The organism is Nonomuraea sp. CA-141351 (assembly GCF_050944675.1).
Taxonomy (GTDB): Bacteria; Actinomycetota; Actinomycetes; order Streptosporangiales; family Streptosporangiaceae; genus Nonomuraea.
On record NZ_CP191982.1, the window covers coordinates 8,577,368 to 8,595,635 of the forward strand.

Below are 18,268 nucleotides of genomic sequence, written 5' to 3' on the forward strand. Positions count from 1 at the left end.
TTATCGCTCAAACGTTCTATCCAGGAGAGGCAAATATTAGTAGCCTAGCGGTCACTCATTGTGAAAGTCCGAAAGATGGAGGTGACGGCGGGTGCAGGTCATGCTGATACATCCTCCGATCTTGATGTGGTGCCCGCGCGGTGCGTTCGCCGGGCGGCGAAGCACTGCGGTGCTCGCTCGCACGGCACTGGAAGTCGTCCGGTGCTCCCCGTGCCGCTGCACGTCGTCGCCAGCAGCGGCTGCTCGAAGAAGTACACCTGGTACGGCTCCAGCGCGTGCGCCCAGCGACTGGCGTCGGCATAAATACGTCATGACTGGTTGGCGTCCACCGTAACCGGATCCCCCTGCATCAAGCGGGGGCCTTCAGCCGAGATGCTGGAGGCCCGTGTGTTACCAGCACCAGCCAACACCGAGTAGGAGGGTGACCGACGTTGGCTACGTTCCGCGCAGGACAGAAGACCCACCAGGCTGTGCCTCCTCAGCAGCCTGCTCTGGAACTCGGCCCAGCAGACAACCCCGGGATCAGGGACGAAACGGGGGCCGAGCACCGCCGCCAGGCGGTACCCGGCGCGGGACATGTGCGAGAGGAGACCCCCGGCAATTCGCCTCCTGCCGGGGGCGTCACCCCGAACTGCCCAGTTCGGGAGAAGGGACGTGAGTCCCCGCCGTATGTGTTCGTGCTCGACAAGCACGGCCACCCGCTGCAGCCCTGCACTCCGGCCAGGGCGCGCCAGCTGCTGAAGAAGGGACGCGCTGTTGTTCACCGGCATACACCGTTCGTCATCCGTTTGAAGGACCGTACTGTGGCCCAGAGTGAGATTGACGGTGTGGAGCTGGGTGTTGACCCCGGTTCCCGGCACACCGGGATTGCGGTGTTCACGGCGCGGACCGGCGAGCGCCGTGCCCGGTACGGTATCCAGCTCAATCATCGCGGCACGATCATCCGCATGAAGATGCGGCAGCGGGCCGCCTATCGGCGTGGCCGCCGCAGCCGGAACCTGCGCTACCGCGCGCCTCGGTTCGCCAACCGCGCCCGGCCGTCGGGCTGGCTTGCGCCGTCGCTGCAACACCGCGTGACCACCACCGTCTCGTGGGTGGACCGGCTGGCCCGGTGGGCGCCGGTGCGGGTGGTGCATGTGGAGCGGGTCGCCTTCGACACCCACGCCATCGTCGTCGGCAAGCCTCTGGAAGGCGTGGACTACCAGCACGGCACGTTGCATGGCACCGAGGTCCGTGAGTACCTGCTGGCCAAATGGGGGCGGCGGTGTGCTTACTGCGGAGCTTGCGGTGAGCCGTTGAATATCGACCACGTCCACCCCCGCAGCCGAGGCGGCACCGACCGGGTCGCCAACCTCACCCTGGCCTGCGTGCCCTGCAACCAGGCCAAGGGCAACCGGCCCATCGGGGAGTTCCTCAAGAGCAAGCCGAAACTGCTAGCCACGATCCTGGCGCAGGCCAAGGCCCCGCTCCGGGACGCCGCCGCCGTGCAGTCCACCCGCTGGGCGCTGTGGCGTGAACTCGACGCCCGCCTGCCCACCCACGTGGCCTCTGGGGGCCGCACCAAGTGGAACCGCACCCGCAACAACCTGCCCAAGACCCACACCCTCGACGCCCTGGCCGTCGGAAAGCTCGACGCCATCACCGAGACCGTATCCCGGGTGCTGGTCGCCGGATGCACAGGCCGCGGCACCCACGCCCGCACCCGCACCGACAAACACGGCTTTCCCCGCCTACTCCTGCCCAGACACAAGCAGTTCTTCGGCTACACCACCGGCGACCTGGTCACCGCCGTCGTCCCCACCGGCAAGAAACAAGGCACCCACACCGGCCGTCTCGCCGTCCGCGCCACCGGCAGCTTCAACATCACCACCGCCCATGGCACCGTCCAGGGCATCAACCACCGTCACATCCGCATCCTGCAACGAGCGGACGGATACGCCTACACCTTCAAAGAAGAATCATGCCGACGCTACGCCGCTTCCTCCCCTGGCATGAAGACGACGGTTTCTACGGCGGTGATCTGATGATGTCGAGGCCGGGCCGACGGCCGCGCGGACGGCGGCGATGCGCTCGGCGGCCTCCTCGACCCGCGGCTTGCCGATCTCGAGCTTGACGCGTCGGCGCTGACGATTGTCGGCATGTCAGGGTCCAATCTCGAGAAAGCGGTCGCGGGCGGCTGTGAGGTGGGCGCGCATCGCCTCCGAGGCCGCCTCCGGGCTGCCCGCGGCGACGGCCTCGGCGACGCGGGTGTGCTCGGCCAGCGTGGGATCTCCGGCCCGCCTGCCGGCGTACCCGATGCGGAACAGGTGCAGGTGGCCGTGGGTACGCCGGAGCGACTGCCGCACCGCCTCGCTGCCCGAGAGCTCGGCGATCAGGTCGTGGAAGCGGGTGTCGTGCTCGGCCAGGCCGTGGTACTCCTCGTACCTCGTGCCCTGGGGCGCCTGCGTGACGCTGTTCAGCTCGGCGCGCACGCGCTCGCGGGCCTCGGCCGTCACCAGCTCGGCCGCGCGTGCCGCCGCCCACGGCTCAAGGAGCAGCCGGAGCTGGTAGAGGTCGGCGATCTGGCCGGGACTCAGCTGGGGCGCCACCGAGTAGCCGCGCAGTGCCTCCTTGGTCACCAGGCCCTCGGACTCGAGCGCGGGCAGCACCTCCCGCACGGGCGTCTGCGAGACGTCGAGCAGCCTGGCGACGGCATAGATGTTGACGCGGGCGCCTGCTTCGAGGTCGCCGTTCATGATCAGGCTCTTGACCCGCTCATAGATGTCCTCGGTGAGAACGCTGCGCCGGGCGGCCGGTACGCGCCCCTTTAAGCGGTTTTCGAGCTCATTGGCCACCGTTCACGCTCCGAGGGAAGGTTTGAGGGGGTCTTGACGGGGATCGTGCGTTGTATGCAACATATCGGAAATATCCAATAGGAAATTTTACAGAGGATCGTGATGGCCACAACCCTCCGAACCAATGTCCGCGGCCGGTTGCGCTGGTACATGATCAGCTACGTCTTCGCCGGGCTCGTCATCAACTATCTCGACCGTGCCAGCCTGGGTGTGGCCCTGCCGTTCATGGGAGAGACCTTCAAGCTCTCCAAGACCGAGGAGGGCATGATCCTGGCCGCCTTCTTCTGGTCCTACGACTTCTTCCAGCTCGCCGCCGGCTGGTTCGTGGACCGGTTCGGGCCGCGCAAGACGTTCACGTTCGCTTCCGTGTGGTGGTCGCTGTTCACCTCGCTGACGGCGCTGGCCGGCAGCTTCGCGTCGCTCTTCGGCGTACGGCTGCTGCTCGGCGTCGGCGAGAGCCCGGCCGCCACGACCAGCGCCAAGGTCACCGGCCGCTGGTTCCCCAAGCACGAGCGGGCGCTGGCCACCGGGATCTGGGACTCCGGCTCGCGGGTGGGCGGCGTCATCGCGTTGCCCGTGGTCACCGCGCTGATCGGGCTGCTGGGCTGGCGGTGGACGTTCGCGATCATTGGTGTGATCGGGCTGGCCTGGGCGGTCGGGTGGTGGCGCACGTACCGGGACCCGCAGGACCATCCGAAGATCACGGAGGAGGAGCTCAACTACCTGCGCGAGGGCGGCGCCCGTTTCGAGGGCGACGACGAGGGCGCGGCCAAGATCCGCTGGCGGGACCTGTTCCGCTACCGCACGATCTGGGCGATGATGCTGGGCTTCTTCTGCCTCAACATGGTCGTCTACTTCTTCCTCACGTTCTTCCCGACCTATCTGGTGGAGGAGCGCGGGTTCAGCCTGCTGAAGCTGGGCCTGTTCGGCGCGCTGCCGGGGCTGGTGGCCATCGGCGGCGAGTGGCTGGGCGGCTGGCTGGCCGACCGCCGCATCCGCCGCGGCGACCCGCTCACCCGGGTCAGGAAGATGTTCATCTCCGGCGGGTTCCTGGTCTCGACGGTGATCGGCATCGCGGTCTGGGTGCCGGAGGCGTGGATGGCGCTGGCGCTGCTGTCGATCGCCTACGCGGGCTCGACGTTCGCCGCCTCGAACATCTGGGCCCTCCCCGCCGACGTCGCCCCGGCCGACCGGCACGTGGCCTCGATCGGCGGCATCCAGAACTTCGCCTCGAACTTCGCCGGCATCATCAGCCCCATCATGGTCGGCTTCCTGGTGGACCAGACGTCGTCTTTCGCCATCCCCCTGACGGTGATCTCGTGTGTGGCGCTGCTGGGCGCGTTCACGTACGCGGTGATCTTGAAGCGGGTCGAGCCGCTCGGCGTTCCCGAGGAAGCGTAGGGATCAGGCGGGCCGGTGGAAGGTGGCGCGCCAGCGGTGGCGCTCGCCGTCGCGCAGGTCCTCGACCTTCCCCGTCTCCAGCCCGCCCGCCGCGAAGGCCGCGATCTCGGACGGGGTCAGCGGCCACGGCGGCGCGAACACCGGCCCGCCCTCCTCCCGGCCCGACGCGATCACCAGCAGCGTGCCGCCGGGCCGTACGAAGTCCGCGACCGCGGCGATGGCCCGGGGGTGCAGCGGCTCCGGCAGCGCCTGCACGGTCATGATCTCGACAACCAGGTCGAACGCCTGCCGCCACTCGGCGGGCGGTTCCAGCAGGTCGGCGACCTGGTAACGCACCTCGCTCGCGGGGAAGCGCTCCTGGGCGAGCCGGACCGCCGACTCGCTCACGTCGAACGCCACCGTCTCGTAGCCGAGCCCCGCCACGTGCTCGGCATCGTCACCCAGCCCCGCGCCCACGACCAGCGCCCGCCCCTCGCCGGCGCGGGCCCACTCCACCAGCAGGTAGTGCGGGGAACGCGAGTCCCACGGCACGATCGCGTCTCCGCTCGCCGACTCGGCGTAGAGCCGCTCGAACCAGCCGGTCGCGTCGCCTTCGGCCAGCGACTCGGCGGCCAGCCTGATCGCGTCGGCATCCGGGTCTCGGCCTGTCATGAGTCCTCCCAGCAGGATCCCGTACGGCTCGCCACGCTCGGCCTTGGCGGCCAGCTCCACCAGATTAATCCGGTCCCCGAGCGGACCGATCAGCTCGCGCTGGGCGAAGGTGTGCTCGTGCACGTATCCCTTGCGCCGCAACGCCACGTCGAACAGCGGGAGCAGCGCGCAGACGCCGGGCGTCGGGTGCGGGCAGGGATGGTCTTTGTGCCACCATTCGAGCTCCCCCGCCCGGCCGGCGACCGCCAGCCCGACGACGTCCAGGTCGGTGGCCTGACGGCCGAGCAGCTTGGTCGCGGCCTCGATCACGAGCTCGCGCTGGTACTCGCCGACCTGGGCCCACTCCTCCGCCGGAATGTCCTCCATCCGGTACGGCCGCGCGCCCAGCGCGAACCCGCCCCGGCCGAGCACCTTATGGCTGATGACCTTCCCGAGCCGGGCGGCCAGCTTGGGGTGCACCTTCGACATCACGCCTGAAGGCACCGGCACGAGCGCCACGCCGTCGGCGACCGGCTGAGCGGTGTCCCGGTCGACCGCCTCGATCATGCCGGGAGGAGGGGGCTCGGGCTTGGCGCGGGTCAGCAGCCCGTCCCTCTGGATCTTCCACAGGAAGCTCTCGTAGACGTCCAGGGCGCCGCCCCTGCCCGAGAAGGGTCCGGCGTAGCGGTTCACGTGCCAGCCGAAGGCGCCCGCCAGGAGCAGCTCGGCCCGCATGCCCACGGTGAAGCGTTCGCTGCCGACGAGGGAACGGGTCTCGGTCCAGAGCGCCTTCCGGAGCGATGCGCTCGCCTCGCCCAGCCAGGACCAGTCCGGATGGTGCGCCACGAACAGGTGGACGGCCCACTGTTCGTGCCAGCGCCACCGTCTGGCGGCGAGAAGCTCCCTGACCATGAGGGTGTGCAGCTCCGCCTCATCCGCCGCGAGCAACAGCGGCAGCCCCACCAGCAGCGACGGCCTGCCCCGCTTGGCCCGGCCGCCTCGCACCTCGGCCCAGGCGGACACGTGCACCCTGGGCACGGTGTCGAATCCCGCGAGCCGCGCCGCGTCCGCCACCAGCTCCCGGAGCCGCGGCTGGTCATCCAGCGACAGCACAGGGCAGCGCCACGGGAACCGCCGCCGCCACCGGTCCGCCACGAAGGCGAACGCGCAGGCTCCGAACGCGGCGGCCACGATCAGCACAGCCTCGAAGCTCCTGGAGGCCCCGCTCGCCAGCAGCAGACCGGCGCCGAAGCCCAGGATCGCCACCAAGCCGATGAGGATTTTTCCCCACTCAGGAAGGAAGCAGGACAGGAAGTTCCTCGTCAGCAGGATCCATAACACGCGCCACCGCGACAGCCGCACGGCCACCCACCCACCCTTTTGATCGGGTAGGAACGTTACGCGTGGAATGACTCCTTCGCCAGCCTCCGCAGGCGCGTCTCGTCGATGTCGTGTCCCAGCCCCGACTGGGTGAGGGGCACGGCGATGACGCCCGCGTTCGCGCCGACGATCGGCTTGACGATCTGGTTCTGGCGCGGCGGCTGCGTCACGTCGCACGGCAGCGTGCAGCCGGGCAGGCTGGCGACCGCCACCGTCGCCGCCCTGGCCAGTCCGGCGCCCTGGCCGCCCGCGCACTGGATGTCCCAGCCCGCCGCCGCGGCCCGGTCGTGCGCCCGGCGGGCCTCCGACAGCGAGGGGAACGAGGCAGGCCGCAGCAGCAGCACCTTGGCCGCCCGCAGCGTCAGGTAGTCGTCCAGCTCGGCGGTGGAGGCGACCTCGACCGCGACCGATGCGGCCACCTGGTCCTGCAGCGAGGCGTGCGCGTAGACGTCGCCGGCGGCGAAGGGCCGCTCGATGACCTCCAGGCCGTAGGAGTCGAGCGCGACGAGCTGGCCGAGGTCGGAGTAGGCGTTGTCGCAGTCGACGGCCAGGGTCAGGGCCGGGTACGCCTGCCGCACCGCCCGCACGGGCTCGACGTCCCAGCCGGGCCTGATGTCGAGTGTGACGTGCCCGTACCCGGCGCAGACCTGCTGGTTGACCCGGGCCACCAGGCTCTCCACGGACGCGTCGGGGGTCAGCCGCACGGTGGCCATGAGCGAGGTGCGGGTGCCGCCGATCGCCTCGGCGAGCGGCACCCCGCGCATCCTGGTCCACAGGTCCCAGCAGGCCATGTCGACCGCCGAGTCGCCGCTCGGCACTGTGTCGGGATGCTCCCAGTCGACGCCGATCAGCAACGCGGCCAGCGACTCCTCCAGCCTTGACCACGTCTTCGGCTGGGGGGAGGTGGTCTCGCCCCAGCCGGTCATGCCGCCGTGGTCGGTGAGCTTCACGAGCAGGGTCTCCGACCTCCTGCCGAATGGCAGGACCAGCCGGAAGACCTCAAGCTCCCGCACTCGCGGCATGTACCCCCCTTTTATGACGCGGCTCCCTCCATAGTGCCTGCTGCGCGGTGTTGTACAAAACGCGGGGCCAGCAGGAAGGCCAGGACCGCGAGCACGACGGTGAAGGAAAGGCCGATCGCGTAGTTCTCCCCGGTGGCGGTGAACAGGGCGCCGCTGACCGCGACGGCGACCACGGTGAACACCGACTCGCCCACGCCGACGGCCGCGCTGTTCTGGCCTTCCTCGCCCTCCTTGGACATCTCCAGCACCAGCACGGACACCGTCGGGTGCAGCGCGCCGATGCCGAGCCCGGCGATGGCCATGGCCGGGTACGCGACCGCGACCGGCAGCGAGTCGACGAGCACGAGCATCACCAGAGCGATGCCGATGGCGATCATGGCGGCACCGCCGCGGATGGCGACCAAGTTGCTGATCGTGCCGCGGCCCTTGATCCAGGAGCCGGTGGACCAGCCGAGGGCACCGATGGTGAGCACGATGCCCGCGCCGGTGGCGGTCAGGCCCCGCTCGTTGATCAGCATGAGCGGGATGAGCACCTCGGCCGCCGTCAGCGCACCGAAGGCCAGGCCGCGCAGCACGGGCGCGGTCGGCAGGCCGGGGGCGGCCCTGAGCGAGCCGGGCAGCAGCAGCCTGGGCAGGGCCACGGCCAGCAGGACGACGCCGCCCAGGAGCAGCGGCAGGCCGGCGAGCTTGAGCGCGCTGCCGTACTGGATCAAGGCGGCGGCGACGGCGGTCAGCGTGGCCCAGACGAGCTTGCGGCCCAGGCCAGGGGCGGGCTCGGCGCTGCCGTTCGTCACCTCGCGGCCGGCGGTGCCGCGCCAGAGCAGCAGCGCCGACGGGATGACGATCAAGGCGACGCCGATGAAGACCCACCGCCAGTCCGCGTTCTGCACCACGAAACCGGCGATGGCCGGGCCGACCATGGACGGCACCACCCAGGCGGCCGAGAACAGGGCGAAGACCTTGGGATGCATCGCTCCCGGATAGACCCGGGCGACGACCACGTACAGGGAGACCTGGATCAATCCTCCCCCGAGCCCCTGCACGAACCGGCCCGCGACGAACACCTCCATGTTCGGCGCGAACCCGGCCAGCAGCAGCCCGGACACGAAGCCCACCACACCCACCGCGATCGGCTGCAGCGGCCCACGCACGTCGCTCCACCGGCCGCCCAGCACCGTCCCGATCACGCTGGCCGCCAGGGTGGCGCTGAAGGCCAGGTTGTACAGATGCATGCCGTCGAGCTCGCGGGCGACCACGGGCATCGCCGTGGCCACCGCCATCGCCTCGAAAGCCACCAGCATGACCAGCGCGACCAGCCCGATGCTGAGCGCCCGGTATTGTGCGGACACCACGCCCGCCGTAGATCTCTCAACCGTCATCGTCATACCGGGCAAACTACGGCGAGCCCGCACGTCAGCACATCGGGCGCAGGGCCTAGGCATTTGGGCCTAGGGCATGCGGGCCTCGATGCCGTCGAGGATCAGGTCGAGGCCGTAGCGGAAGCGATCCTCGCCGTCGTCGGCGATCAACTCGTCCACGAACTTGCTGATGTGCGGGAACCGCTCCGATGGCAGCGCCCGGTAGTAATCGGAGATCTGCCTGACGAAGTGCTCGAAGTACTCCTGCGGGCTGTCCAGCCCGGCCGCGCGCATTCTCGCGTGGTGCAGAGAGCCCTCGTACGCGTCGCCGGTGACGTACAGGGAGATCCGGTCCATCGACAGGGACGCGTCCCTCGGGGACATGCCGGCCTCGATCAGCAGCCCGAAGACGAAATCGCCCGCGCGGATCGAGTTCTCCCCCGACGGGATGTTGGCCAGCGCCACACGCGCCAGGTCGGAGTGGGCGGACAGCACCCGGTGCGCCTCCATGGCGTATGCCCGTAGCTGCTCCTTCCACCGGCTCGGATCACGCTCGGGCAGCTCGATCTCGCCGAGCACCCGTTCGTAGATCAGCTCGAGCAGCTCCTCCTTGTTGGCCACGTGCGCGTAGAGCGAGGCGGGGCCCGTGCCGAACTCCTGGGCGACGCGTCTCATGCTCAGCGCCTCGAGCCCTTCGGCGTCGACGATCCGCAGCCCGGCCTCGACGATGAGCTCCTGGCTGAGCTGCCGCTTGAGCGCCGCCGGCTTGCGTGACTTGCGCCACGGGGGTGTGGGGAAGTCCTCGGTTCCTGCCATACGCACCAGTATACGAACACCGTACTTGACACGAACAGTGTTCGCCTCTAAAACAGTGTTCGTAACGAACACTGTTCGTTGGTAGAACACCGTTTAAAGGGAGTCCCCCATGACAGTTACCGCCTCAGAGGCGACAACCGAGGTCCAGCCCTACCGCTGGCGCTGGGCCGCGCTGTTCGTGATCCTGGCCGCCGAGGTCATGGATCTGCTCGACGCGCTCGTGACCACGATCGCCGCCCCCACGATCCAGAAGGACCTGGGCGGCAGCGACAGCGTCGTGCAGTGGCTCGGCGCCGGATACACCCTGGCCATGGCCGTCGGGCTGATCACCGGCGGACGGCTCGGCGACCTGTTCGGCAGGAAGCGCATGTTCGTGATCGGCGCGCTCGGCTTCACCGCCGCCTCGCTGTTGTGCGGCGTCGCGGCCGGCCCTGAGATGCTGATCGTCAGCCGGGTCTTGCAGGGCCTGTTCGGAGCCGTGATGCTGCCGCAGGGCCTCGGGCTGATCAAGGAGATGTTCCCGCCGCAGGACCTGGGCAAGGCGTTCGGCATGTTCGGGCCGGTCATGACCATCTCGTCCGTGGGCGGTCCCGTCCTGGCCGGATGGCTGGTCGACGCCGACTTCTTCGGCACGGGCTGGCGCATGATCTTCCTGATCAACCTGCCGCTCGGCCTGGCCGCCGCGCTGGCCGGGATGCGTTTCCTGCCCGAATACCGCGTCTCGAACGCCACCAGGCTCGACCTCGTCGGCGTCGCGCTCGTCACGATCGCCTCGTTCCTGCTGATCTACCCGCTCATCCAGGGCCGCGAGCTGGGCTGGCCCGTGTGGACGTTCGTGTCGATGGCGGCCTCGATCGTGGTGTTCGCCGTCTTCGCCCGCTACGAGTCCCGCCGCGCCGCGTCCGGCAAGGACCCGCTCGTCACGCCCGGGCTGTTCCGCAAGCGCGCCTTCACCGGCGGCCTGGTGGCCGGCCTGGCGTTCTTCTCCGGCATGATGGGCCTCGGCCTGGTCTTCAACCTCTACACCCAGCTCGGCCTCGGCTTCACCCCGTTCAAGGCCGGCCTCACCGGTCTGCCGCAGGCGATCGGCGGCGTGATCGGCTTCGGCCTGGCGATGTCCGGGCTGCAGGAGAAGCTGGGCCGCGGCCTGCTGCAGATCGGCACCCTCGTCATGGCGGCGGGCGCGGCCGTGCTCGCCCTGACCATCCACCTGGCGGGGCTCGACGTCAGCAGCTGGCAGCTGGCTCCCGGGCTCGCCCTCGTCGGCATCGGGATGGGGCTGACCATGGCGCCGTTCTTCGACATCGTGCTCGCGGGGGTCGAGCCGCACGAGTCAGGCTCCGCCTCGGGCGCGCTGACCGCGGTCCAGCAGCTCGGTGGCGCGCTCGGCACCGCCGTGCTCGGCACGCTCTTCTTCCACCTCCTCGAGAGCGAGTGGAGCTTCGGCTCGTCGATGCAGGTCACCGTGTGGGTCGAGGTCGGGCTGCTGGCTCTGACCTTCGCCCTGTCATACCTGCTCCCGCGCAAGGCCAGGCCAGATGAACTCAACCACTGACCGCGATGTGACGTTCGGCCCACTGCGCGATGTCGCGCCGCTCGATCGCGGCCGCCATCAGGTCGGGGAAGGCGTCGGGCGTGCACGCGAACGCGGGCACGCCCATCGCGGCCAGCGCGGCGGCGTTCTCGTGGTCGTAGAACGGCGCGCCCTCGTCGGAGAGCGCGAGCAGCACGATCACCTGGACGCCCGCCTGCGTCATCGCGGCCACCCTGCGCAGCATCTCCTCCCTGATGCCGCCCTCGTACAGGTCGCTGATCAGGACGAAGATCGAGTCGGTGGGCCGGGTGATGAGGCCCTGGCAGTAGGCGATGGCCCGGTTGATGTCGGTGCCGCCGCCGAGCTGGGTGCCGAACAGCAGCTCCACCGGGTCGTGCAGCTGGTCTGTGAGATCCACCACCGCCGTGTCGAACACCACCAGGGACGTCCTGAGCGACCGCATCGAGGCCAGCACCGCCCCGAACACGCTGGAATACACGACCGAGGCCGCCATCGACCCGCTCTGGTCGATGCAGAGCACGACCTCGCGCTGCACCGACCGCTGCCTGCGGGCGTAGCCGACGAGCCGTGAGGGGACGACCGTGTTCTTCTCCGGCAGGTAGTTCTTGAGGTTCGCCCTGATCGTGCGGTCCCAGTCGATGTCGGCCACCCTCTTGGGGCGGTGGGTCCTGGCCGAACGGTCGAGCGCGCCGGTCACGGCCGCCCTGGTCTTCTGGACCAGCCTGCGTTCGAGCTCGTCCACCACCTTGCGCACCACGGCCCTGGCGGACTCGCGGGCCTGGTCGGGCATGACCCGGTTGAGCGCGAGCAGGGTGCCGACGAGGTGCACGTCCGGCTCGACGGCCTCGAGCATCTCGGGCTCCAGGAGGAGCCGGGTGAGGTTCAGCTTCTCGATGGCGTCCTTCTGCATGACCTGGACGACCGTGGACGGGAAGTACGTGCGGATGTCGCCCAGCCAGCGCGCCACCCGGGGCGCGGACGCGCCGAGCCCGCCCTCCCTGCCGCCGCCCTGGTCGTAGACGGCGGACAGCGCGGCGTCCATGCGCGCGTCCACACCTTCCAGCCCGCACCCGGTGCCCTCGGCGTCCCCGCCGCCCAGCACCAGCCGCCACCTGCGCAGGCGCTCGTCGTTCTCGGTCATCCGTCCGCCCTTCCGAGGATCGCGAGCACGGTCGCGACGGCCGCCGCCGCTCGCCGCTCGTCCACGTCCTGCTCCCCTGCCCGCTCCCCGCCCCCGGCCGAGCGGACGCGCTCCCCGATGGCCCTGCGCTCCGGCGCGGCGAACCCGCCGAACGTACGGCGCAGCAGCGGCAGCACGTCGGTGAACTGGTCGACGGAGAGCCCGGTGAGCCACCCGTCCACCAGGCTCAGCAACCGGGGATCGTGCACCAGCAGCAGCCCGCCGCCCGCCAGGAACCCCTCGACCCACGCGGCCGCCCTGGCCGGGACCTGCCCCCTGGACATGGCCCTGGCCATGCGGTCGCCCGCGTCGTCGAGCTCACCTGAGTCCAGCAGGATCCTGGTGAGCCGCCCTTCGATGAGGCCGTGCAGGTCCTGCCGGTCGCTGACGCCGCGCAGGGTCGCCAGCCACCGGCCGCGCGGCGACGTGTCGCCGTCGCTGTCTCTGACGTCGCTCAGGAGGGCCACGGCCGCGTGCACCGCGTCGACGTGTTTGAGCAGATCGGCCGCCGCGTCGTCGTCCAGCCCCGTCACCGCGACCGGCAGGCCGACGCGGATGCGGTCCAGCATCGAGCGTACGATCACCGCGAGCCCTTCGGCCGAGGTGCCGCGCACGTCGCCGTACCGGTGGGCGCGTACCATCGCGGGCAGCGCCGCCATCAGGTGCGTCACGTCGGTGTCGAGCGCCGCCTTGGCCGACAGCGCGGCCAGCACCTCGGGCAGCGCCTCCGGCAGGTCGGCCAGCAGGCACTGCTCGACCAGCGACGTCAGGTCCGCCAGAGCCGCCTTGTCCGTCGCGGCCAGGTCCCTGGCCCGCTGCGCCGCCGCCCCGGCCACCGTGGTGCCCAGGGCGGCCTGCTCGATGAGCGCCAGGTCGTGCTCCGGCCGCCACTGCAGCGTCCAGGTCTCCCTGAAGGTGCCCTTCCCCCGCGACTCGCCCGGTGTCCCCCAGCCGACGCCGAGCAGCCTGAGCCGGTGCAGCAGGTGGCTGCGGTCGAGGTCGAGCGGCTTGCGCAGGTCGAGGTCGATCTCGCGGTCGAGCGCCTCGGGCTTGAGCCTGAGCCGTCGCTGCTGGTCGCGCAGGTCCCGCTGAAGCGGCACCATCGGCGTGCCGTCGGAGACGTGGCCGAGCCTGTCACCGACGACCATGCGCCGCTGGATCAGCTCGACGGCCAGGTCGTCGCCCTCGCACAGCACGGCCCTGGCCGCCTCGGTGACCTCGCCGAGCCCGGCCAGCGGCCTGCCGCGCAGCGCGGCCAGGCCGTGCGCGAGGCGTACGGACTCGATGACGTGGGCGGACGACACGGCCAGCCCCTCGTCGCGCAGCACCGCGGCGGCCTCGGCGAGCCACCGCTCCACGGGCCGGTCGGGCGCGCCGAACAGGTGGTGGTACCAGCCGGGCGAGGTGATCCCCGCGCCGTAGCCGCTCCACGATGCCAGCCGTCCGTACGTCCACGGCACCCACGTCAGCTCGGCCTTGACCTTGGGGAGTCCGCGCAGGATCGCGTTGTCCTGCGCGGCGGTCGGGAGCCTGCCCGTCAGCGCCGGGACGTGCCAGGCGCCGCAGATCACCGCGATCCGGCCGTAGCCCTGCTTGACGGCCGCGCGGAGTGTCCTGCGCATGTACGCCTCGCGCCTGGCCTCCCGCCCGCCCGGCTCGTAGCCCTCGCGTACGGCGGCCATGGCCTCGGCGATCACTCCGAACCAGGGGGTCTGGTGGGGTGGGCTGAACAGAGTGTCCCCTCGGTGTTCGACGACGTCCTCCCACCAGCGCTCGGGATCGTCGTATCCGGCCGCCGCGGCGAGACTCCCGATGGGGTCCGCCCGCATGCCGTCTTCGCGGTCCTCGCGCTCCTCGTCCTCCGCTGCCAGCGAATGGGCCGCGGGGAGGTCGCAGAAGGTCACCGGGACGCCGGTGGAGGTGCCGTACAGGATGGCCTGCCACTCGGGCGAGAAGGCGGCGAACGGCCAGAACGCGGCCCGCGACGGCGCTCCGGGCACGTGGGCGAGCAGCGCGACGGGCGGCTCCAGCTCGGGAGCGAGCGCCACGAGCGCGTCGGCCTCGGGTGGCCCTTCTACGAGGATGGCGTCGGGCCGCAGGCGTTCGAGCTCCCGCCGCACGGCCCGGGCCGACCCCGGTCCGTGATGCCGCACCCCCAGCACGGAAACGCCGGCACCGCCCACGACCAGCACACTCGCCGGGGCATCGGCGGCCGAGACGCCAGGTGTCGGGGCGGTGCTCATGAGACCTCGCGGCAGGCGCGGTAGAAGTCGCGCCAGTCGGGACGCTCGCGAACCACCGTCTCCAGGTATTCGCGCCACACCACCCGATCCGACACCGGCTCCTGCACCACCGCCCCCACGATCCCGGCGGCCACGTCGGAGGGGCGAAGCACCCCGTCGCCGAAGTGGGCCGCGAGGGCGATGCCGTTGGTGAGCACCGAGATGGCCTCGGCCGTGGACATGGTGCCGCTGGGCGACTTGACCTTGGTACGCCCGTCCTCGGTGATGCCCGTGCGCAGCTCGCGGAAGACCGTCACCACCCGCCGGATCTCCGCCGGCCCCGTCGTGGTCTCGGGCAGCTGCAGCGCGTGCCCCAGCTCGGTGACGCGGCGCGAGACGATCTCCACCTCCTCCTCGGCCGTGGCCGGGACCGGCAGCACGACCGTGTTGAAGCGGCGGCGCAGCGCGCTGGACAGCTCGTTGACGCCCCGGTCGCGGTCGTTGGCCGTGGCGATGACGTTGAAGCCGCGCTCGGCCTGGACCTCGCGGTTGAGCTCGGGGATCGGCAGCGTCTTCTCGGACAGCACGGTGATCAGGGCGTCCTGTACGTCGGACGGCATGCGGGTGAGCTCCTCGACCCGGGCGACCCGGCCCTCGGCCATGGCGCGCATCACGGGCGACGGGGTCAGCGCCTCGATCGAGGGGCCCTCGGCCAGCAGCCTGGCGTAGTTCCAGCCGTACCGGATGGCCTCCTCGGCGGTGCCGGCGGTGCCCTGCACGAGCAGCGTGGAGTCGCCGCTGATGGCGGCGGCCAGGTGCTCGGACAGCCACGTCTTCGCCGTGCCGGGCACGCCGAGCAGCAGCAGCGCGCGGTCGGTGGCCAGCGTGGCGACGGCGACCTCGACGATGCGGCGGGCGCCCACGTATTTGGGGGTGATGCGGTCGCCGTCACCCAGGATGTACGTGGTCACGGCCCACGGCGACAGCTTCCAGCCGGGCGGCCTGGGCCGGTCGTCGTCCTTGGCCAGGACGGCAAGCTCCTCGGCGTACTGGTCTTCCGCGTGCGGACGCAGAACGGTCATGGGCGAAGCTCCTTGTACATGTCGGCACGGAAACGCAGCAGGGCGGCCACCTGCTGGATGGACTCCATGGGCGAGTAGCTCAGGACCAGGGGGAACAGGTCCGGGTCGATGCGCTCGCCCGCGAGTTTGACCAGTTCCCCGAGGTTCCAGGGCTGCGTGGTGGCCACCTTCACGATCTTGCGGAGGACCGCCGTGGCCAGGCCCTCGCGCCAGTAGGAGGACACTCCGCCCAGCACCATGATCAACTGGCTGTCCAAGTCATGCTTTTTCACGAAATCGGCGGCGAGTTCCTGCTGTTCGTCGGGCGGCAGGGAATCCAGAAGATCCGCGATCGGGTCCCACCCGAACATCGCCCGCGCCCACTCAGGGTCCTTCTGCAGTATCGCGGCACGCACCCAGGCGGCCTTCACCTCGGCGTCCCAGTCACGGATCCTCATCTCGAGCAGCCGCGCGGGCGGGCGGCCCCAGATCGCCAGCGGAGCACGGGCGAGGACCTGCTGCAGCCACCAGGCCCGCTCTCCGATGCCTCTGGGCGGCTTGGGGCGGATGCCGTCGCGCTCCATCGCCTTGTCGCAGTCCTTGGGGGCTTCGACGGCGATGACGTTTCCCTCGATGGCCACGCAGGCGCGCGCCCGTCCGGCCATGCGCTGGGACATGCGCGACTCGGGGAGACGGGTGAGGAGGTTGGCGGCGGCCTGGCGCACCTCTCTGCGGCGGTCGTCGAGCGCGCTCTCCAGGAACGGCTCGTCGGCCATGCTCAGCCCGTCGGCCAGCAACTCCACGAACTCGGCCCGATCGTCGGGCGTCTCCCGCTCCCACGTGCTCTCGAGCAACTGCCTGGCCTGGGCGGGATCAGCCCCCCTGAGGGCGCGCAGGTGCGCCCGCCGGTCCGCGGCGCCGCCCAGCTCCCACGTCTCCCCGGTCGGCTCTTCGAGGAGGTAGTCCCAGGCGGGGTTGAGCCCGGCCAGCCATCGCCCCCGCTGCCCGGCCAGGACCCCGAGATGAACCCGGATCGACCGGTCCCGCCGCCCTCGCTCCAGGAGCTCCGGCAGCACGTACGGCGGCACCCTCCTGCCCGCGCCGGCGGCCGCGGCCAGCCATTCGGGGAGCAGCCTCTCGTGCTCGCCACCCATGATCCGCGCCAGCCGCTCGGCCGCCCGCCTGCCCACGGCCGCCCGCTCCTCGTGGGGCGCGGGCTCCTGCCGCTCGGCCTCGCCGACCGTGTGCCCGGCTCTGCGCCGCGCCACTTCCACGGCCGCGGCTTCGAGCAGATCCCCCTGGTACGGCCTGCGATCGGTGCCCACGAGCGCCGTCGACGTCAGCTCCTCCCAGCCGGTCACAGGATCACCGCCGTTCCTTCGTCGTCCCAGGTGGTCAGGGGCCGCAAGCCCAGTGGCGTCCATTCGGCGGCCACGGTGAGCGGACGACCCCCGGAAACCGCGATCAGCCGCCACGGATCTCGCGCCGCGGGACGCAGCGGGAGGCCGCCGAGTGAGGTGCGCCCGGGCACCACCCCGGCCAGCACGAGCGGCCACGACTCGGTCCACGGGTCCTCGGCCAGTGCCCGGGCCACCTCGTCGAGCGCCTCGTCCGGCGACACCCCGGGGGGTCTCCCCCCGGTCAGATCGTCCCGGTCCACGTCGTGACGTCCGGCGACGAGCGCCCTCAAGGGGGCGGCACCCGGATAGAAGGCGAGCTCGGCATCGATCGTCGTCCCGGTGACCAGAGAGGCGTCGAGCGGCTGCCCCTGCGGGGCGAACGAGAGCACCAGCGCCGGCCTGCGGGTGTGGCGCCCCCGCAGCCACACCCGCCGGGAGGTCAGCCGGTCCTGCACTTCGTCCCGCCTCCCCAGCACGTCCCACTGATCGCGCACCCCGGGCCCGGCCAGCACCTCTTCCCGGGTGACGGGAAACCCGACCCGGCTCAGCACGGTCTCGGCCAGCGCCGCGGGCAGCTCCGCCCGCCGCCGGTAGGCGACGGCGAGCAGGTGGATCAGTGCGTACTCCTCCAGCAGCCGCCCCGGCCAGTCGTCGTCCGCCCGAACCCAGGCCAGCCTGGACACGATCCCCGCCACACCGGGCGCCTGAGCGTCGATGAGCCGCTTGGCCAGCCCTTCCCATTCGTGCTCGGCGACCCCCGCCAGCCCCTGCCGCACCTGGTCATCGAGCCACCGCTCCAGCTCGCTCAGCCCGGCGGCGACGCGACCGTGCCGTACGGACTCAGGACGCCCCTCGGACGCGGCCTCCCCACCGGCCCGCGACCGCCCGCCCCCGGAAGCCCCGCTGTCCGAGGCGACCCGGCCGGACTCATCCGCATCCGTCCCCTCCGCGGCCTTCTTGGCGCGGGCAGCCTCGATCTTGGCCGCCGCCTTGGCGGCCCGCTCAGCGCGCCCCTCCACCCACTCGGTCACCCACTGCGGCGCGCCCTCCTCGACAGGAAGCCCGTCAGCGGACCACATGAGGAGAAGCCCGAGGGCGTGCTTGCACGGGAACTTCCGGCTCGGGCAACTGCACCGGTACGCGGGCTCGGTCAAATCGACGCAGGCCAGGTAGGGCCTCGCCCCGCTGCCCTTGCACTCGCCGTACAAGATCGTGCCTGTCGTGCCGCGCAACGACCATTTCCCGGGCGCCGCCACCCCTTGAGCCGCCTTCTGAGAGGACGCGTCGGGGGCAAGGGCGAGCACCTGATCACGGCTCCACCGTTCGACCACCTGCCGCAGACTAGCCACCTCGACCGACATTTCGTGTCAGGTCCGCGAGATGCCCAGCGACCGGGCACGTGTCACCCA

The 18,268-nt window shown here is 70.9% G+C and carries 13 protein-coding genes; 3 read left to right on the forward strand and 10 right to left on the reverse strand.

The genetic code is table 11. The features are described 5' to 3' along the window. The first annotated feature begins 671 nt into the window (after positions 1 to 671). The gene (gene iscB / locus ACQPWU_RS40355; RefSeq protein WP_433430942.1) at positions 672 to 2,024 is read left to right on the forward strand and encodes an RNA-guided endonuclease IscB; all 1,353 of its coding nucleotides are present in this window, start codon (positions 672 to 674) and stop codon (positions 2,022 to 2,024) included. 117 nt (positions 2,025 to 2,141) lie between these two features. On the opposite strand, the gene ACQPWU_RS40360 is transcribed toward iscB, so the two are convergent. After that, entirely contained in the window at positions 2,142 to 2,834 is a 693-nt protein-coding gene (locus ACQPWU_RS40360) for a GntR family transcriptional regulator (RefSeq protein ID WP_433430943.1), read from the reverse strand. Between the two features lie 102 nt (positions 2,835 to 2,936). On the opposite strand from ACQPWU_RS40360, the gene ACQPWU_RS40365 reads away from it, so the two are divergent. Then, entirely contained in the window at positions 2,937 to 4,235 is a 1,299-nt protein-coding gene (locus ACQPWU_RS40365) for an MFS transporter (RefSeq protein WP_433430944.1), read from the forward strand. A 3-nt stretch (positions 4,236 to 4,238) separates the two neighbouring features. Here the strand turns inward: ACQPWU_RS40365 and ACQPWU_RS40370 are convergent, their stop codons facing one another. The 4 genes from ACQPWU_RS40370 to ACQPWU_RS40385 all read right to left on the reverse strand — a co-directional run bounded on the left by ACQPWU_RS40370 (position 4,239) and on the right by ACQPWU_RS40385 (position 9,441). Next, complete coding sequence (locus ACQPWU_RS40370) at positions 4,239 to 6,233, reverse strand: class I SAM-dependent methyltransferase (protein ID WP_433430945.1); 1,995 nt, start codon at positions 6,231 to 6,233, stop codon at positions 4,239 to 4,241. A gap of 29 nt (positions 6,234 to 6,262) precedes the next feature. Next, positions 6,263 to 7,267 carry an enolase C-terminal domain-like protein gene (locus tag ACQPWU_RS40375; protein WP_433430946.1) on the reverse strand — a complete coding sequence of 335 codons (1,005 nt, stop codon included), beginning with the start codon at positions 7,265 to 7,267 and terminating at the stop codon, positions 6,263 to 6,265. An 11-nt stretch (positions 7,268 to 7,278) separates the two neighbouring features. Further along, entirely contained in the window at positions 7,279 to 8,652 is a 1,374-nt protein-coding gene (locus ACQPWU_RS40380; RefSeq protein WP_433430947.1) for an MFS transporter, read from the reverse strand. 63 nt (positions 8,653 to 8,715) lie between these two features. Continuing rightward, a complete protein-coding gene (locus ACQPWU_RS40385) occupies positions 8,716 to 9,441 on the reverse strand; it encodes a TetR/AcrR family transcriptional regulator (RefSeq protein ID WP_433430948.1) in 726 nt (241 codons plus the stop codon). Between the two features lie 109 nt (positions 9,442 to 9,550). Here ACQPWU_RS40385 and ACQPWU_RS40390 point away from each other — a divergent pair, with 109 nt between their 5' ends. After that, complete coding sequence (locus ACQPWU_RS40390; protein ID WP_433430949.1) at positions 9,551 to 10,996, forward strand: MFS transporter; 1,446 nt, start codon at positions 9,551 to 9,553, stop codon at positions 10,994 to 10,996. Here ACQPWU_RS40390 and ACQPWU_RS40395 read toward each other — a convergent pair. Genes ACQPWU_RS40395 through ACQPWU_RS40415 form a run of 5 tightly spaced genes read right to left on the reverse strand, consistent with a single transcriptional unit; the run spans position 10,986 to position 18,190 of the window. After that, positions 10,986 to 12,137, reverse strand: a complete 1,152-nt coding sequence (locus ACQPWU_RS40395; protein ID WP_433430950.1) for a VWA domain-containing protein — start codon at positions 12,135 to 12,137, stop codon at positions 10,986 to 10,988. The two genes, ACQPWU_RS40390 and ACQPWU_RS40395, sit on opposite strands and share 11 nt — an antisense overlap. Then, entirely contained in the window at positions 12,134 to 14,419 is a 2,286-nt protein-coding gene (locus ACQPWU_RS40400) for a DUF5682 family protein (protein ID WP_433430951.1), read from the reverse strand. The genes ACQPWU_RS40395 and ACQPWU_RS40400 overlap by 4 nt, the downstream gene beginning before the upstream one ends. Next, entirely contained in the window at positions 14,416 to 15,480 is a 1,065-nt protein-coding gene (locus ACQPWU_RS40405; protein ID WP_433430952.1) for an AAA family ATPase, read from the reverse strand. Before ACQPWU_RS40405 ends, ACQPWU_RS40400 begins: the two co-directional genes overlap by 4 nt. Further along, positions 15,477 to 16,820 (reverse strand): DUF5691 domain-containing protein, encoded by a 1,344-nt coding sequence (locus ACQPWU_RS40410; protein ID WP_433430953.1) that lies wholly within the window; start codon positions 16,818 to 16,820, stop codon positions 15,477 to 15,479. The genes ACQPWU_RS40405 and ACQPWU_RS40410 overlap by 4 nt, the downstream gene beginning before the upstream one ends. Further along, complete coding sequence (locus tag ACQPWU_RS40415; protein ID WP_433430954.1) at positions 16,817 to 18,190, reverse strand: SWIM zinc finger family protein; 1,374 nt, start codon at positions 18,188 to 18,190, stop codon at positions 16,817 to 16,819. Before ACQPWU_RS40415 ends, ACQPWU_RS40410 begins: the two co-directional genes overlap by 4 nt. Positions 18,191 to 18,268 lie beyond the last annotated feature (78 nt).